Below are 15,487 nucleotides of genomic sequence, written 5' to 3'. Positions count from 1 at the left end.
CGGCTACTCAACGATCTGGTGCACGAGCTTGTCGACGTCGACCGCTGAGCAGAACATCTCGCGTATTCTATCAGCCTTCACCACATCATGAAGGTGGACACGCCCCAGCAAAGACTCCATCGTCTCGACGGCGGAGAGCGTGTCCATACCTACCAGGACCATCGGCACACCCAGCTCCTCTGCACGCGCCAGCACGAGCGAGCTAGGGGGAAGATTCCCGGTAAGCACGATGCAGCGCGTGTCCGTCTCCAGGGCTGCAAGCTGCACGTCGGGGCGGTCGCCGCCGGTGATGACCGCCTTGCGGGCCTTGCGGCGGAAGAACCTGAGCGCCTTCTCCTGCCCCATGGCACCGACCATGAAGGTCTCGACGGGCTCGGCAAGGGCGCTCTCGGCGCAAAGCACCATGCCACCGAGGGCCTCCACGATCTCGGCGACTGTGACCGACGAAAGCAGCGGGTCGCGCCGCAGTGTTCCAAGGACGGGTACTCCTCGGCCTGTGAGAAAACGGGTGACGTCCTCGGCAATGAAGTCGAAGTGCGATTCAGACACCGCGTTGAATACGACGCCAAGGAGACGTTCGCCAAGGCAGTCGGAGGCCCACAGCACGTTGTCAGGCAGATCCAGCCCTTGTGGCCGGTCCACAAGCAGTACTTGAGCATCGAGGAGCTCGGCCATCGGGCAGAGATTCAGGCCAACGGTGCGCGCCTGCGCCAGCGAGCTTGTGCCCTCTACGACCATGACCGTGGCGTTGCGCGAGGCCGCGGCAAAAGCGGCCGTCACGCGCTCGCTGAGGTCCCCGGGGTCGTCATCGAGGGTCCCTTCGACGAACGCGCGGGTTTCCACGACGCCGCAAACCATCTCGATGGAGGCCGCAGCTGACGCGTTGCGCGTGATGTAGAAAGCGTCCTCGTCGGTGACAATGCCGTTCACTGTGACCGGCATGGTTCCATATGGCTTGAAGTAGCCGGTCGCGTGCCCGCGCTCGCCGAGCGCGGCGAGCATCGCGAGGGAGATGCCGCTCTTGCCCGAGTAGGGCGCGGTGGAAGCGACGATGACCGTTCTCATGATGATCCTCCGATGCCGATCCTGACGTCCGCAGCGAACGCTCCTTCGCCGGCATTGCCAACGATGAGCGGATTGATGTCGAGCTCGACGATTTCGGGAAAGTCCATGACAAGCGCCGATACGCCAAGGATAGCCTCGACGACCGCGTCGATGTCCGCAGGCTTCTCGCCGCGTGCCCCCCGCAGGAGTCCATAGGCACGAATCTCGGCGACCATGTCGCGGGCCTCCCTAGGGGTGACCGGGCACAGGCGGAAGGTCACATCCTTGAGGACCTCGACGTAGACGCCTCCGAGTCCGAACATGAGAATCGGGCCGAACTGCGGGTCGCGGTCCACACCGACGATGACTTCCCGGCCGGGCGCTACCTGCTTCTGAAGATGCACGCCGTGGATGATCGCCTCGGGTGCGTACGCTCGCGCACGACCGACGATGGTCTCGTACGCTTGCGCGAGTTCCTCTTCATCCGCGATGCCGGTGAGAATCCCGCCAACGTCGGACTTGTGCAGGATGTCCGGACTCGCGATCTTCATGACGACGGGATAGCCGATTCGCGCGGCAAGCTCCCGAACGCGGGCGAGACCTCTGGCAACACCGCCTGCAGGAACTCGCAGGCCGTACGCGTCGGCTATCTCGGCAGCGGCCTGCTCTGTAGCGAATGACCGCCCTGCCGCCCGAGTCTCGTCCAGAAGTGCCTGGACACGCGTCGAGTCCCCTCGTACCGGTGGCGACATGCTCTTCGGACGTGAGCGGAAGGCGACGTAGCGGTTCATGGCGGCAAGCGTCGCGACCGCCCGCTCCGGAAACGGGAAGCTCGGAACGGTACCCTCGCGCAGGACGCCCCACGCCTCCTCGACGGAGTCCCGACCCATGAACGAAGCGAAAGTCGTGATTCCGGAGACCGCAGCCTCCTCGACTATGGCACGCGCGGTACTCGTAGGATCGGTCATCGCCTGAGGAGTGAGAATGACTATGACGGCTCTGACGTTGGAATCCCTGTAGAGAGCTCGCAATGCGCCGCGATAGCGCTCAGGTGTGGCGTCGCCAAGGATATCGACGGGGTTGTACAGCGCTGCTGCTGGAGGCAGCTGACCGCGCAGGACATCGATGGTCTCGTTCTCAAGAGATGCCAGGGTGAGACCCGCAGCCTCGCACGCATCGGTGGCGAGCACCGCAGGTCCGCCTGCGTTGGTGAGCAGGGCGACACCCGGGCCGCAAGGAAGCGGTTGTCGCGAGAAGCCCGCGGCCAGATCGAAGAGTTCTTGAACGTCGTGCGCCCGGATGATCCCGGCCTTGTCGAAAGCGGCATCGTATGCGACGCGCGATCCGGCGAGACTGCCAGTGTGCGACGAGACCGCTCGGGCGCCGGCGTCAGATCGCCCCGACTTGATCGCGATCACCGGCGTTCTGGCACTGACGCGGCCAGCGGTCTCGACGAAGAGCCTTCCGTCGGTCACCGACTCTATGTAGGCGACGATGACACTGGTCGCAGGATCGGCGTCCCACGCTCTGAGCAGGTCGACCTCGGTCAGATCGGCCTTGTTGCCTAGTGATACGAAGTTCGCCAACCCGATCCCCTCACCGGCTGCGTAGTCGAGAATGGCTGTCCCCAACGCACCGGACTGAGACATGAAGGATATCGCCCCCGGAGGGGCCATGACCTGGGCAAAGGATGCATTGAGCTTGGAGCCGGATGCGATAAGACCGAGGCAGTTGGGTCCGAGCAGCCGAACGCCGCCGGAGCGTGCCCGTGCCAGGGCCTCGCGCTCGAGTGCGCCTCCAGCCGGTCCGGACTCTTTGAAGCCGGCGGAGATGACGATCACGGAGTCGATGTGCGCGGCCGCGCACTCATCGATAACCCCCGGGACGGCTGCGGCTGGAACGACCACGACCGCCAGATCGCACGGACCAGGCAGTTCACCGACGTTCCCATAGCACGTCAGGCCAAGAATCTCTGTCGCATTGGGGTTGACGGGGTAGATGGGGCGCTGAAAACCGGCCGACACAAGGTTCTCAAGAACAAAGTGGCCGACCTTGCCCGGTTCACGGGCAGCGCCGACCACTGCGACGGCACGGGGCTCGAAGAACCCATCGAGCACAGACCCGCTCGCCTCCCCCGTGTCGAGATAGCTCCAGTACGTGCGCACCGAAGCGGCTAGTCAGTCTGTATGACTTCCTTACCGTTGTAGTACCCGCACTCAGCGCACACGCGATGCGGAAGCTTCGGCGAGTGGCACTGGGGGCACAGCGACTTGGCCGGCACTTCGAGACTATGTGTGGCCCGACGCTGGTCGCGTACGGCTCGCGATGTCTTCCTCTTGGGGACGGGCATGCTTGGTTCTCCTCTCGGGCACGGACCAGTGACCTAGGTCCGGCATGTTCTTGTCAGTGCGCTAGTCTGAGCCGCACGGTGCGACATCATAGCACAGCCCCCATGAACCGGGAACTCACGCGTCGTGCTAGGTTTCTTCCCCGGGAAACAGATTCTTGAGTGCCGAGAACGGACTCGGGGGAGACGTTTCGGGGGAAGCGCACAGGCAGGTGGTCTCGTTGAGGTTGTTCCCGCATGTTGGGCAGATGCCTCTGCAGTCGTCCGCACACAGAGGGGCAAAGGGCAGGTCCACGGTCACTGCAGCTTCGATAGCCGAGGCAAGGTCGATCGAACCGGATTCGATCGGCTCCCAGTCAACATCCTCGTTGAGAAGTTGAGCCTCCTCGCGGTCGGCGTAGAACATCTCGACGGCAACCTCGACATCGAGGTCGAAAAGTTCGAGGCACCGTACGCACTCGGTGCGGACTGTGGCGTTGATGCGCCCCTGCGCAACGAGCCCGTTGCCCGTGTTGAGAATGGAGACGTCGACAGCCGCCGGACCCATCGGCGCGAACTCAATTTGACCAACGGCGAGAGCACCGAGGTCGACTGAGCGTTGAACGCTGACATGTGCCCCGAGTTCTTCGCGAATCTCGGTGACATCGATTCTGAGGGGTTCCATGGCTATTGTCGCTGATTGACCTTGCCCTGCAGACGGTCGCGGCCGCGCTGCACGGCAGTCAGGAGCTTGCCGAGGTTGACTTCGAGGTTGGCGAGCATCTCGTCGGCATAGTCTTCGGCGCCGAGCCGGATCTCGCGTTCCTTGGTTCGGGCATCGTCAAGGATGGCCGCGGCCTGCTGCTCCGCGAGCTTGACCACTTCCTGCTCGGAGGCGATCGCCTGCGCACGGTCCCGCGCCTCTTCGAGAACGCGGTTAGCCTCCTTCTCGGCCTCTTCGAGCATCTCCTGGCGCTCCTTGACGATCCAACGGGCCTGCTTGAGCTCGTCGGGGAATTGAGCGCGGATCTCATCGATGATCTCATAGACCTTCTCAGGATCGACCGACTTGGAGCTGGAGAACGGGAACGAACGCCCGTTGTCGACAAGCTCTTCGATTCGATCGATCAAGGCCATAATGTCCATGAAAGTCCTCCCTTAACGGGACTGGGCGAACCGCGCCGTCATTGCCTCGCGCACCACATCCGGTACGAGACCTTTCACGGGCCCGCCATGTCTCGCTATCTCCTTGACTGCCGAGGAACTGAGGTACATGTACTCCGGTATCGCCATGATGAACATCGTTTCGATCCTCTTGTCGAGACGGTAGTTCAGCTGAGCCATCTGGAATTCCCGCTCGAAATCCGTTACCGCTCGAAGGCCCTTGATGATAGCCGTGGCACCGGTCTCGTGTGCGAAGTCCACCAACAGGGTATCAAAAGGCCGCACCGTCACGTTAGGAAGTTCTTGTGTTGCATCCTCGATGAACGCGACGCGCTCCTCAACCGTGAACAGTGGCCCACCACCCTTGTCGGGATTGAAGGCAACTGCGACGACCAGTTCGTCAAGCAGGAAGGCGGCTCGCTCGATGATGTCGAGGTGACCTGAGGTAACCGGGTCGAACGTACCCGGGCACAGTCCCCGCTTCATCGACCCTCCCCTTCTGCGTCGCATCCTGCAATGGAGATCGTCGTGGATCCGTACTTGCGCGCCCCAAGCTCCGCGCACCGGTCAGGCCAGTCGGCATCCGTGTTCGATGCGTGCTCCCAGACGACAAGTGCTTCGCGGGTCACCAGACTGGCATCAAGCATATCCTCGATAAGCCTTCTGACCTCGAACTTGTTGATTCTATAGGGAGGGTCGAGAAAGAGCAACGTGAACGGCCCGCCTGGTAGGGCGCCCCTCCGGGCAAGGGCGAACACGTCCCCACGAACGATGCGCGTCCGATTCGCGATTCCGAGGAAACCGACGTTGGCGTCGAGCGCCGAGAGGGCGGGGCGTGCCGATTCCACGAAGGTCGCACTGGAAGCACCCCGGGAAAGCGCCTCGATGCCAAGGGCGCCCGATCCCGCAAACGCATCGAGCACGCATGCTCCGTCAAGTGTGCCGAGGCGAGCCGTCAGCGAACTGAACAGCGCCTCTCGCACGCGGTCCGACGTGGGACGGGTCTCGACGCCGGCGGGGGCTGAGATGCGGCGGCCACGCAGTTCACCAGCTACGATCCTCACCCGCTGCTCACCCACTCCCAAACAGCATCGAAGCGCTGCTCAACCTCGTGACGCAGCGGACCGTTTCGAGGATCGTCGAGCCCGGGTTCGGTGTCGACGATCGCACGCGCATCATCGCGTGCGGCTTCCACAAGGTCCATGTCCTCGGTCAGGTCGGCGAGTTTGAGTTCCGGAAGACCGCTTTGCCTCTGGCCAAGGATCTGGCCCTCTCCTCTCAGCGTCATGTCGAGTCGGGCCAGTTCGAAACCGTCGTTTGTGGAGCTGATGGCCTCCATTCGACGTCGGCTTTCCTCGGTCCGGGCATCCGGGAAGAGGATGAAGCGACCGGGATGTTCTCCTCGGCCCACCCTTCCTCTGAGCTGGTGAAGCTGCGCCAGTCCGAAACGCTCGGCGTCTTCGACGATCATGATGGTCGCATTCGGGACGTCGATACCGACCTCGATCACCGTGGTCGACACGAGAACATCGATCTCACCCCGTCTGAACGCGTCCATGACCTTGGACTTCTCAGCAGGGACCATACGGCCGGTCAGCAGTCCGACCCTCAGATCCGGGAAGACCTGAGTAGCGAGACGGTCCGCCTCTTTGACCGCAGCGCGCGCCTGGGCACTGTCGGATTCGTCAACGAGCGCGCATACGATGTAGGCCTGACGTCCGGCGGCCACCTCGGAACGGATGGCGTCGTATGCAGCACGGCGCCTGGATACAGGAACGACTTCCGTAACGGTCTGCGGCGTGTTGGAAATGGGACGCTCCCGCAAGTAGGAAGTATCCAAATCCCCGTACAGAGTCAGTGCCAGACTGCGCGGGATTGGTGTTGCGGTCATCACGAGAAGATCCGTGGCGGCTCCCTTCGATCGCAATCCGAGCCTCTGAGCGACACCGAAACGATGCTGTTCGTCCACGATGGCCAGACTCAGGTCCGCGAAGGACACGCCCTTTTCGATGAGTGCATGCGTCCCGAATGCAACGCACAGGGAGCCGTCCGCCAGCCCGGCTACGATCTCGCGGCGCCGGCGCGCCGGAGTCGAGCCGGTGAGCAGTGCCCACGGGACACCCGCCGCGGACATCATAGGACCAACCTTGTCGGCATATTGGGTTGCAAGTACCTCCGTTGGGGCCATCATCGCCGCCTGGTGGCCGGAATCGGCTGCAACACACAGCGCGTGGGCCGCCACGACCGTCTTGCCGGTCCCGACGTCTCCCAGGAGCATGCGGTTAGCTGGCACACTCGACGCCATGTCTCCAAGGACGTCATCGCGCGCGCCGCACTGTTCGCAAGTCAACTCGAAGGGGAGGTTTTGCACCAGATGGCCTAGAGCCGGTCCCCCGATCTGATGCGCAACACCAGTGAGCACCTGGACCGCGTGTCTGCGCAGCGCGAGCCCCACCTGGAGCACGAACAGCTCTTCGAAGGCGAGCCGGCGACGTGCGGCACGACACTCGGCATGGGAAGACGGAAACTGGACCGCCCGCAACGCCGCCCGCCTCGGCATCAGTTCGCGTGCGACTCGGATCTCGGACGGCAGGAAGTCCTCCACGTCACCGAAGTCATCGACGGCCGCCGCAACGAGTCTGCGCAACCAACTGGTCGAAAGCCCGTCGGTGGTGCGATGTACCGGGAGAATCCGCCCCAGCATCGCGGGGTCTCCGGTCCCTCCGAGCTTCTCGAACAGCGGGTTGCGAATCTGCTTCATCCCGTAGTCGAGCGTGACACGCCCGGCAAAGGCAACGTGCTCCCCCTCGACGAACCGTGATGCCATATACGGCTGGTTGAACCATACGCCAAGGAGAACGCCGGTTCCGTCCACTATGGCGACTTCAACGATGGTCAAGCGCGGTCGCGGCTTCTTGACGTTTACCGCGTGAACCCGGCCAACGACGGTGACATCTGTTCCGGGTTTGACATGAAGGAGCGCAGCCGTCTCTGTAAGATCCAGATAGCGAAAAGGATAGTGGCAGACCAGGTCACCGACGGTTTGAATCCCAAGGCGCGACAGTGCCTCGGTGCGTGCAGCGTCCACGAACCGCGCGGAGGAGACGGAATCGCCCCACGCTGCACGCGTAGCTGCGGGATCCTGACGCGCGTGAGAAGCCATGTTCGTCGGCCTAGCTCCTTGGCAGGTACGCCGCACCGAGTGCGCGGGGGCCGGCATACGTCCCGATGACGGCGCCAACTAGGCCTACGGAGTCAAGGACGTAGTCCACACCGGCCTCATCGAACGCGGCCTTGAGTTCGTCCGCCAGGTCAGGCGCACAAGCATGGAAGAGCGAGAGTCTGATCGCACCGCCACGCGACTCCTCGGCGATGTATGTGGCCAGCTCCGCCATTGCCTTGCGCAGCCCTTTGATCTTCCTGAAAGGTTCGATGATTCCGTCTTGGTTGAATGTGAGCACGGGCTTGATGTTGAGAAGGGATGCCGCAAGCCCCTGGGCCTTCCCTGCCCTGCCTCCCTTTACGAGGTACTCGAGAGTATCCAGGATGAAGAACATCTTCATCTGCGTCGTGGCCTCCCGGGCGCGCGTCGCGATAGTATCCGCGTCGAGACCCTCGTCCCTCAGCTCCGTTGCCAGCTTCACCACAAGGCCGGTCGCCTGGGTCACGCACTTGGTGTCTATCACGTGGACGGGAATGGCCACGTCCTTTGCGGCCAATGTCGCGGACTCGAAGGTACCCGAGAGTGCCGCAGTGAGATGGATGGAGACGATCGAGTCACAGCCCTGTTCGGCAAGGGCGTCGTAGGCGGTCACGAATTCCGCCGGTGACGGCTGCGAGGTCTTGGGCAGTGTTGTTGCGGCCGTGAGCTTCTCGAAGAACTGCTCCGGCTGAAGGTCGACCCAGTCGAGGAAGGTGTCCTCGCCAAAGAGGACCTTCAGAGGAACCATGGTCACATCATTGGCCTCGAACCACTCAAGGCCCAGATCACACGTACTGTCACAGACGATTCCGACCTTGGCCATTGGGTCTCCTTAGGTGTCTACTCTGCGGCAATGATAAGCGGATAGAGAGGCTGGCCTCCGTGGTGGCTTTCGATCTCGAGTCCGGGATGTGCTTGGGTGATTCGCTCCTCGATCTCGTGGAGCGAATCGGGTGAGAGATCGCTTCCGGCGAGCAGTGTCACAGCTTCTGCGCCGTCGGCGATCATCTCGACAAGACGGAGTGCAACGTCGACAAGGTCGTCCCCAACGATCTCGATCTCATCGGCGGTGATACCGATTATCTGGCCCGCAGAGATGGGCCCGACCTTTGCCACTGAGTCCTTGATGGCTGTCGTGACCTCACCCGTGCGGACCGTTGAGGCAGCATCAGACATCGCAGTCACGTTGTCTTCGAGGGAGGCGGACGCGTCGAACGCGAGCAGAGCGGCGAACGCTTCGGGAATGGACTTCGTGGGAACGACTGCGGCAGGTACGGGCGAGACGGTGGCAGCCTGCTGAGCGGCCATGATGATGTTCTTGTTGTTCGGAAGGAATACCACAGCGTCTGCAGGTATCGTCGACGCAGCCTCGAGCAGCTCGGCGGTCGAAGGGTTCATTGTCTGACCGCCGTTGACGACAGCGTCCGCACCCAGGCTTCGAAGTATCTCGGTCAGTCCGTCACCGACCGAGACCGTGATGAGCCCGTAGGGACGTCGCGGTGTGGCTGCGTCGCCGGTCGCCTGCGCCCGAAGCTCGGCCCGACGGGCCTCGGTCTGCTGACGCATGTTGTTGATGTGCACCTCGGCGATCTCGCCGAGCCCGGTCATATGTGCCAGAACGGCTCCCGGATTATCGGTGTGCACGTGGATCTTCAGAGTGTCGCCCTCGCCGACTACGAGCTCCGAGCCCCCCATCGAGATGACGTACTCCTCGATCTGGGCACGATCGAGTTCCTCCCCCATCAGCAGGAATTCCGTGCAGTACAAGTACTCCTGATCGTCCCAGTCGTCGGCCGATTCGATCGTGATGTTCGGGGCAGCCGTCGAAATGGTGTCGCTCACATGCACTGCAGTCCCCTTGTACGCAGCCAGCAGGCCTTCGGCAAGTATTGCCAGACCGAAGCCGCCGGCATCAACGACCCCGTTCTCCTTCAGAACAGGAAGCAGCTCGGGCGTGCGGCGAACCGACTCGAACGCTGCGGCAAGGAGTTGATCGAGCATGGTGTCGAGGTCGCTGTCGGAGCGGTGGGCGACCTTGGCGGCCCCGGCGGTGTCTTTAAGCACGGTCAACATCGTGCCCTCGACGGGCTTTCGAACGGCCTGAAAGGCGACGGTCTTCGAACGGTCGAGCGCGGCGGCAACAAGAGCGGTGTCGAAATGTGCGGCCTCCGCGACGGCCTCACACAGACCGCGCAGTATCTGACTGAGGATGACGCCGGAGTTGCCACGAGCGCCCATGAGTGAACCCTGAGTCACTGCATGACATATGTCGCGGACACTCGCACCGGATGGCAGAGACTCAAGTTCGCCTATGACCGCCTTCATGGTCAGGGCCATGTTGGTTCCGGTGTCTCCGTCGGGCACCGGGAAGACGTTGAGGCGATTGACCTCGTCCTTGCGCTCTTCGAGGGCCTGGGCTGCCGCCACCACGAGTCGGACGAACGTCGGCTGTTCGGGCATGTGTCGTCTCCGGTTCGGGTGCTACTTGCGGACCTTTATCCCTTGTACGTGAACATCCACTGCCGTGACCTTGACGTCAGCCATCGTGACAAGAACGTACTTCACGCGCTCGGTCAGGTTATGAGAGACCTCGGAGAGATTCGTTCCGTACTCGATGATCACGTAGAGGTCGACCTGCACTCCGTCATCGATGCTCTTGATGATGACTCCCTTGCGGAGCTTCTCACGAGAGAGCAGTTGTGCGACGCCGTCCGCCAAGGAGGGGCTTGCCATGCCGACGATGCCGTAGCACTCAAGCGCTGCGAACCCGGCCAGATCAGCCAGGACATCATTTGCGATGTTGATGTCGCCGCGAGCCTTTGTCGTCATGCGTCAGCCACGTCCCTTCCTGTCGGGTCCTCAAGTCGGTCGAGGTCTGAGATCAAAGCCTCGACGGGGACGCCATGCATGCCTGCGACCGAACCGAGAGTCTCCATTCCCGCAGCAAGACACGATGCGCATCCCAGTTTGTGGCGTTCGAAGACGGTGGTCGCACCAGGGTGGCTCACAAGAACGTCTCGAATCAGCATATCCGCGGTGTACGGCGCCATGGCGACTCCTCGGCCGGGTTCGGAGTGTCTGCGCGAGAATAAGTATAGCCGAAACAGGCGACGTGAACTGCTCGGTTCACCGGCGGGAATTGTTGTGTGACGCATCGGGCGTGTGGTAGTATCATTGCGCTTTTGCACCCAGGGGGCAGCCGTCGCAAAGCGGAGGCCCGACGAAGAACCGAACGGAGTCCTCAAGATGTCTCAGGTCTGCACCGTGTGCGGCAAGAAGCCGGTTGCCGGCCGCAACGTCAGTCACTCTCACCGCGTCACGAACCGTATGTTTCACCCGAACATCCAGACGGTAAACGCGGTGGTCGACGGGTCGGTCAAGAAGATCAAGGTGTGTACGAAGTGCCTGAAGGCGGGAAAGGTCCAACGCGGCTAGGTTGATCGCGTTGGGTGTCTCCGCCTAGAGTCGGCGGTCCGGAACCCGGTTCGAGTCCGATCCGAGCAGATGCAAGAAGGTCTGCACTACATCGGGGTCGAACTGGGTTCCTGCTTTGTCGGACAACTCGCGCATCGCACGATCAGAGGTCTTGGCGGCGCGGTAAGGTCGATCCGAGGTCATGGCCACGTAGGCGTCAGCGACGGCGAGAATACGCGAGGCCAGTGGAATCTGATCCCCGGAACTCCCGGTCACGTAGCCACGGCCATCGAAGTGCTCGTGGTGGTGATAGACGATAGGCACGACCGCAGCGAGTGCGGGAGCCTGCTCCAAGATGTCTGCCGCTATGACCGGATGCATGGTGAGCATGCCCCGTTCGACGGTCGAGAGCGGACGGGTGGATGCCGAACCGTCGAGTCCCGTCATCCCGATGTCGTGCAGCATGGCTGCAATCTCGAGTGCATGTGACTCCTCGATGGACAAGCCCATGGCCTGACCGATGAGCAGCGAGTAGTGCAGCACGCGCTCCGTTCCGCCCTGTGCGTACGGATCCTTGGTCTCCAGGGCGAGCACGAGTGCTTTTAGCGTGTCGAAGTAGAGGTCACCAGCCGAGGACATGGCCCGGGCATTGCGCAGAGCCACGGCAGCAAGCCGTCCGAGTGTCTCCAGGATATCGAGGTGCGCCCTGGTGAATCGCGCGGGAAAATCACGGCTTCCGATATTCAGAACGCCAAGGAGCCCGTCTTCATCCGCGATCGGTACGGAGACTGCGGACCTGACCCCGTGGCGGTCGGTGCGGCCTGTCTTGCCGGGCAGGTCCTCCACGAGGAGTGGCTGGTTCGAAGCGGCGACCCAACCCGCGATACCCTCACCCATGGCGACTTCCGTGGACGCAACGACCTCCTCGGGAAGGCCACGTGCGGCAACGATCCTGAGACGGCCCGTGGCCGCATCGAGCAGCATGACGCTGCCGGTTGCCGCCCTCGTCGACGACATTGCGGTGTCGAGTGCCGTCTCAATGACCTGGTCGGGGTCGAGGTTGCGTGACAGCGCCCGGGCAGCGTCGAGCAACGCGCGCGCGGCATGGCCACGAATGTCGGCAACGTACAGTGCAATCGCACCCGAGAGTGTGGGACGGAAGCCAGCCACGATGTCATTGAGGGCGCCGGAGTCCGGTGGTGAGGTGGAAGCGAAGTCCAAAGCGGCGACGCCGCGTAGAGAGTCGTAGCCGATGGGGACTGCGTAGCGCCAGAGTGTGTCCTCTCGATCGGCAGAGCACAAATGTGCATGGGGCTCGAGAATCGCCTTCCCCCCAGCTAGTGATCGCCCGAGTGTGTCCCGATTTGCCGGCACTGGTTGGTTCGTGGGCGCGAGAGGTCCCGCACCCGCAACGAGCCTGAGAGTTCCTGTCTCGGTATCCTCGAGCCAGATATGTGCTGCAACCGGCTGGGACACAGCAATAGCGTTATCGAAGAACGCCCGGGCAACAGCACGTGGGTCGAGCGTCTTCGGCTGTACCAGGCGGCGGACTCTCGGTGGCTGAGGGGCCGGGGGTTCAACGTGGATGGCTGGGACAGGCGGGGGCGCCAACTCGCGGCTGGGGCGCGTTGACACCGAGATGTAGCCGACCGCGGCGATCGACAAGACCAGCGCCACGGCTGCGGCGAACCACGACCGCGTTGCGAAGGCCAACGCCCAGAGCAGCGTCGAGAGTGTTGCAAGTATGCTCGCCAAGGCTGACGTCAAGTCGAAGTCCCCCCATCCAGCCGTCAGGGGATTATACGCTCTGACATCTAGCCTGTCGCGTATGCGAGCGGAGCTCCTTCGGCTGCGACGGTGATCACGAGAGCTCTTCCGGCTGCTACTGATACGCGCGCAGACGACGCGACGATCACGTTGCTCAACCCGTGAGAACCCAGGGATTGCAGCTCATCGTGGTCGAGGGCATAGCGCATGCCACTGCAGGTCACGGTTGCGCTATCTCCCAGGGCCAGGATGCTTACGACCGCACCCGAACCTCCCAGCTCGAGCGAGGAACGGACACGAGCGTCGAGCGGCCAGGCGCGCATTTCGCGCTCCCACAGCCCATGTACGATGTCCGCTCGACTGGCAATCGACCCCAACACAGCGAGAGTGTGGTCCAGACGCCCTCCGGTTGCGCACGCGATTGTCACCGGTCCCCAACCGCGAGCCCTGATCTCATCAAGTGCTAGATCGAGGTCCGACTCGTCCTTGTCAGGAGAGTAGCGAACGATTTCCGCGCCCGCGTCTTGGAGGAAGCTCACAGCGCGAACTGTAGCGGTGTCGAAGTCTCCTATCGCAAGGTCAGGTACTCGTCCGAGCACAGCGCAGACATCCGCTCCCCCGTCGACAGCGACGACGCGGGAGGCGCCCGCCACGAGGTCGCGGTAGTCATCAGCATTTGGGGGTGCTCCGGCTACGAGGACGGTCGCCATGCGAGACCCTTCCCATCACGAACGGGTACGGCGCGCTCAAGCACTGGCAGGACTATGGCAGCTGCTGCAGCAGCCATCAGGGCCGAAGGCAGGATGTAGCTCGCATTGTAGAGCAGGGAGTACAGCCATACGGGTTGACCCGCTGGAGCTGACTGGCCGAAGAAGATCATTCCGGAGAGCCAATGGGAGAAGAGCCTCGCGCTACAACCCAGGACGAGTCCGCCACTGAGGAGCATGCTCGCGCGAACGTGGGTCTCTGCGGCACGCGCACGATGCCATGATGCTGAGACAAGCCCGCCAAGACCCACCAGCGCGTACGCGAGCGGGTAGTCAAGGACCACTTGAGCCGGGTGGACGAAGAACGGGTCAAAGAGCAGATCCACGAACCCGTACAGCAATCCGGCAACGACGCCCGGTACCCACCCCCGCCTGATTGCCAGGACGAAGATCGGCAACATGTTGAGTGCGACTGTACCGCCGGCGATGTTGATCGGCAGCTTGATCCTGAGTCCCGGCATGTTCAGTGTTGCGGCGAGAGCGATCGCCAGCGCGATCTCAACGAGCACGACAAGCCGTTCGTTGCGCATAGTCCCTCCAATGAGCTTCGTCGGAGGCTACCCGCAGACAGGTACGCTGTCGCAAGGTGAGAATCACCGTGTTCCGTACCCCGAATTACCGGGGCCGTCGCGTCGGTCGCAGTCACAGGACTGCCTCTCAGCCGCCTTTGCCGGCAGCTCCCGATACGGTATGGGGTTGTCACGGCTATCCTGGCACAACACGGTGGCTTCCGGCAATAGCCGCGAGCCAATCCGGGAGAGTGCGCGCTACTGCATCTGACGGAGGTAGGGATAGGGATTCACCGCTCCGCCCCCGCCGGGATGAATCTCGAAATGGAGATGCGGTGATCCGCCGGATGCGTTGCCGGTCGAACCGACATAGCCGATTGTCTGGCCTGCCGAAACATGGCCGGACGTGAGGGCGAAGCCGTCAAGGTGCGCGTAGTAGAACCTCCAACCGTTGTCGGCCGTGAGCCAGATCGTCTTGCCACCTAGGCCTCCGTTGCCGGAGGAGACCGTGCCGGAGAGGACCGCTACACAAGGCGTACCTCGTGGCGACATGATGTCGGTACCCTGGTGACTGCGCCTGCCCCCCGATCGCGAAGCCCCCCATGTGTTGCTGTAGTAGTGAACGCCCTGGACCGGAAAGACCATCCCGTTTGCACCGCGGACGACCGGCCCGGACGACGTTGAGACGTTTGCGGTCACCCGTGCGTACTCCGCCTGCAGTTTCTCGTACTCGGTCTTCTTCTTCGAGAAGCGGCTCTGGAGTGCGTCCCGCTCCTTCTTGAGTCTGTTCGCGACCTTCGAGCGCTCAGCGCGTTCCTCCTCGAGCGCTTCCCTGTCCTTGGACAGCTCGGCCCGAAGCTCTTTGAACTCACGGATAGCCTCGGCGTTGGAGCGACCGATCCGTTGGACGTAGTCGAGACGCGTCACCATCTCCTCGAATGACCGTGCGCCGAGGAGAACCGTCAGCATGTCGGTCGGGGCAGTGCGGTACATCGCCGCCACACGCGCAGAGAGCAGCTTGCTGGACTTTGCCAGTCGCTTCTTGGTGGTAGCGATGCGCTTGTCGACCTTGGAGATACGAACGTCGGTCTCGTCGAGCTTCCAGTACGCGCGGTCGTAGTCACTGCCAGCGTCGGAGAGGTCCTCACGTAGCCGATCCAGCTGGGACTTGAGGGCCGCGGCGTTGCCGGGTGCCGCCACCGCATGGGGAGCCATGAGGGCGGCGATGATGATCACTGCAACGATTGTCAGTATTCGCGAACGCACCCCAATGTCACGCCCGATCCATCTCCCT

17 protein-coding genes are annotated in these 15,487 nt (G+C 62.7%); 1 reads left to right on the top strand and 16 read right to left on the bottom strand.

Going from position 1 to position 15,487, the window contains the following annotated elements:
* Positions 1-3 precede the first annotated feature (3 nt).
* The 12 genes from Q8K99_08500 to Q8K99_08445 all read right to left on the bottom strand — a co-directional run bounded on the left by Q8K99_08500 (position 4) and on the right by Q8K99_08445 (position 10,786).
* On the bottom strand, positions 4-1,065 hold the full coding sequence (locus Q8K99_08500) for a phosphotransacetylase family protein (GenBank protein ID MDP2182592.1): 1,062 nt from the start codon (positions 1,063-1,065) through the stop codon (positions 4-6).
* A complete protein-coding gene (locus Q8K99_08495; protein MDP2182591.1) occupies positions 1,062-3,209 on the bottom strand; it encodes an acetate--CoA ligase family protein in 2,148 nt (715 codons plus the stop codon). Before Q8K99_08495 ends, Q8K99_08500 begins: the two co-directional genes overlap by 4 nt.
* Before the next feature lie 8 nt (positions 3,210-3,217).
* Positions 3,218-3,394: a 50S ribosomal protein L32 gene (gene rpmF, locus Q8K99_08490; protein MDP2182590.1), complete on the bottom strand. Its 177-nt coding sequence runs from the start codon at positions 3,392-3,394 to the stop codon at positions 3,218-3,220.
* Positions 3,395-3,521: 127 nt separating this feature from the next.
* A complete protein-coding gene (locus Q8K99_08485; GenBank protein MDP2182589.1) occupies positions 3,522-4,055 on the bottom strand; it encodes a DUF177 domain-containing protein in 534 nt (177 codons plus the stop codon).
* A gap of 2 nt (positions 4,056-4,057) precedes the next feature.
* On the bottom strand, positions 4,058-4,516 hold the full coding sequence (locus Q8K99_08480; GenBank protein MDP2182588.1) for an ATPase: 459 nt from the start codon (positions 4,514-4,516) through the stop codon (positions 4,058-4,060).
* A 12-nt stretch (positions 4,517-4,528) separates the two neighbouring features.
* Positions 4,529-5,020 carry a pantetheine-phosphate adenylyltransferase gene (gene coaD / locus Q8K99_08475; protein ID MDP2182587.1) on the bottom strand — a complete coding sequence of 164 codons (492 nt, stop codon included), beginning with the start codon at positions 5,018-5,020 and terminating at the stop codon, positions 4,529-4,531.
* A complete protein-coding gene (gene rsmD, locus Q8K99_08470) occupies positions 5,017-5,598 on the bottom strand; it encodes a 16S rRNA (guanine(966)-N(2))-methyltransferase RsmD (protein ID MDP2182586.1) in 582 nt (193 codons plus the stop codon). The genes coaD and rsmD overlap by 4 nt, the downstream gene beginning before the upstream one ends.
* Complete coding sequence (gene recG / locus Q8K99_08465; GenBank protein ID MDP2182585.1) at positions 5,595-7,697, bottom strand: ATP-dependent DNA helicase RecG; 2,103 nt, start codon at positions 7,695-7,697, stop codon at positions 5,595-5,597. Before recG ends, rsmD begins: the two co-directional genes overlap by 4 nt.
* Before the next feature lie 10 nt (positions 7,698-7,707).
* The gene (locus Q8K99_08460; protein MDP2182584.1) at positions 7,708-8,559 is read right to left on the bottom strand and encodes a DegV family protein; all 852 of its coding nucleotides are present in this window, start codon (positions 8,557-8,559) and stop codon (positions 7,708-7,710) included.
* Positions 8,560-8,576: 17 nt separating this feature from the next.
* On the bottom strand, positions 8,577-10,196 hold the full coding sequence (locus tag Q8K99_08455; GenBank protein ID MDP2182583.1) for a DAK2 domain-containing protein: 1,620 nt from the start codon (positions 10,194-10,196) through the stop codon (positions 8,577-8,579).
* 21 nt (positions 10,197-10,217) lie between these two features.
* Entirely contained in the window at positions 10,218-10,565 is a 348-nt protein-coding gene (locus Q8K99_08450; GenBank protein MDP2182582.1) for an Asp23/Gls24 family envelope stress response protein, read from the bottom strand.
* A complete protein-coding gene (locus Q8K99_08445) occupies positions 10,562-10,786 on the bottom strand; it encodes a DUF1858 domain-containing protein (protein MDP2182581.1) in 225 nt (74 codons plus the stop codon). Before Q8K99_08445 ends, Q8K99_08450 begins: the two co-directional genes overlap by 4 nt.
* Before the next feature lie 196 nt (positions 10,787-10,982).
* Here Q8K99_08445 and rpmB point away from each other — a divergent pair, with 196 nt between their 5' ends.
* Positions 10,983-11,171: a 50S ribosomal protein L28 gene (gene rpmB / locus Q8K99_08440; protein MDP2182580.1), complete on the top strand. Its 189-nt coding sequence runs from the start codon at positions 10,983-10,985 to the stop codon at positions 11,169-11,171.
* A 24-nt stretch (positions 11,172-11,195) separates the two neighbouring features.
* On the opposite strand, the gene Q8K99_08435 is transcribed toward rpmB, so the two are convergent.
* The 4 genes from Q8K99_08435 to Q8K99_08420 all read right to left on the bottom strand — a co-directional run bounded on the left by Q8K99_08435 (position 11,196) and on the right by Q8K99_08420 (position 15,459).
* Positions 11,196-12,452 carry a GAF domain-containing protein gene (locus Q8K99_08435; GenBank protein MDP2182579.1) on the bottom strand — a complete coding sequence of 419 codons (1,257 nt, stop codon included), beginning with the start codon at positions 12,450-12,452 and terminating at the stop codon, positions 11,196-11,198.
* Between the two features lie 512 nt (positions 12,453-12,964).
* Positions 12,965-13,627 (bottom strand): thiamine diphosphokinase, encoded by a 663-nt coding sequence (locus Q8K99_08430; GenBank protein MDP2182578.1) that lies wholly within the window; start codon positions 13,625-13,627, stop codon positions 12,965-12,967.
* The gene (thiT, locus tag Q8K99_08425; GenBank protein ID MDP2182577.1) at positions 13,609-14,214 is read right to left on the bottom strand and encodes an energy-coupled thiamine transporter ThiT; all 606 of its coding nucleotides are present in this window, start codon (positions 14,212-14,214) and stop codon (positions 13,609-13,611) included. The genes Q8K99_08430 and thiT overlap by 19 nt, the downstream gene beginning before the upstream one ends.
* Before the next feature lie 237 nt (positions 14,215-14,451).
* The gene (locus tag Q8K99_08420) at positions 14,452-15,459 is read right to left on the bottom strand and encodes a peptidoglycan DD-metalloendopeptidase family protein (protein ID MDP2182576.1); all 1,008 of its coding nucleotides are present in this window, start codon (positions 15,457-15,459) and stop codon (positions 14,452-14,454) included.
* Positions 15,460-15,487: the final 28 nt, after the last annotated feature.

It is taken from the genome of Actinomycetota bacterium (genome assembly GCA_030682655.1).
GTDB lineage: Bacteria > Actinomycetota > Coriobacteriia > Anaerosomatales > JAUXNU01 > JAUXNU01.
This window is presented reverse-complemented; position numbering and strand designations above follow the sequence as displayed.

Coding starts and splice junctions, on each gene's coding strand:
- Q8K99_08430 (MDP2182578.1), bottom strand. CDS start 13,627: ATGGCGACCGTCCTCGTAGCCGGAGCACCCCCAAATGCTGATGACTAC.
- Q8K99_08455 (MDP2182583.1), bottom strand. CDS start 10,196: ATGCCCGAACAGCCGACGTTCGTCCGACTCGTGGTGGCGGCAGCCCAG.
- Q8K99_08480 (MDP2182588.1), bottom strand. CDS start 4,516: ATGGACATTATGGCCTTGATCGATCGAATCGAAGAGCTTGTCGACAAC.
- coaD (MDP2182587.1), bottom strand. CDS start 5,020: ATGAAGCGGGGACTGTGCCCGGGTACGTTCGACCCGGTTACCTCAGGT.
- Q8K99_08485 (MDP2182589.1), bottom strand. CDS start 4,055: ATGGAACCCCTCAGAATCGATGTCACCGAGATTCGCGAAGAACTCGGG.
- thiT (MDP2182577.1), bottom strand. CDS start 14,214: ATGCGCAACGAACGGCTTGTCGTGCTCGTTGAGATCGCGCTGGCGATC.
- Q8K99_08445 (MDP2182581.1), bottom strand. CDS start 10,786: ATGGCGCCGTACACCGCGGATATGCTGATTCGAGACGTTCTTGTGAGC.
- rpmB (MDP2182580.1), top strand. CDS start 10,983: ATGTCTCAGGTCTGCACCGTGTGCGGCAAGAAGCCGGTTGCCGGCCGC.
- recG (MDP2182585.1), bottom strand. CDS start 7,697: ATGGCTTCTCACGCGCGTCAGGATCCCGCAGCTACGCGTGCAGCGTGG.
- Q8K99_08450 (MDP2182582.1), bottom strand. CDS start 10,565: ATGACGACAAAGGCTCGCGGCGACATCAACATCGCAAATGATGTCCTG.
- rpmF (MDP2182590.1), bottom strand. CDS start 3,394: ATGCCCGTCCCCAAGAGGAAGACATCGCGAGCCGTACGCGACCAGCGT.
- Q8K99_08460 (MDP2182584.1), bottom strand. CDS start 8,559: ATGGCCAAGGTCGGAATCGTCTGTGACAGTACGTGTGATCTGGGCCTT.
- Q8K99_08500 (MDP2182592.1), bottom strand. CDS start 1,065: ATGAGAACGGTCATCGTCGCTTCCACCGCGCCCTACTCGGGCAAGAGC.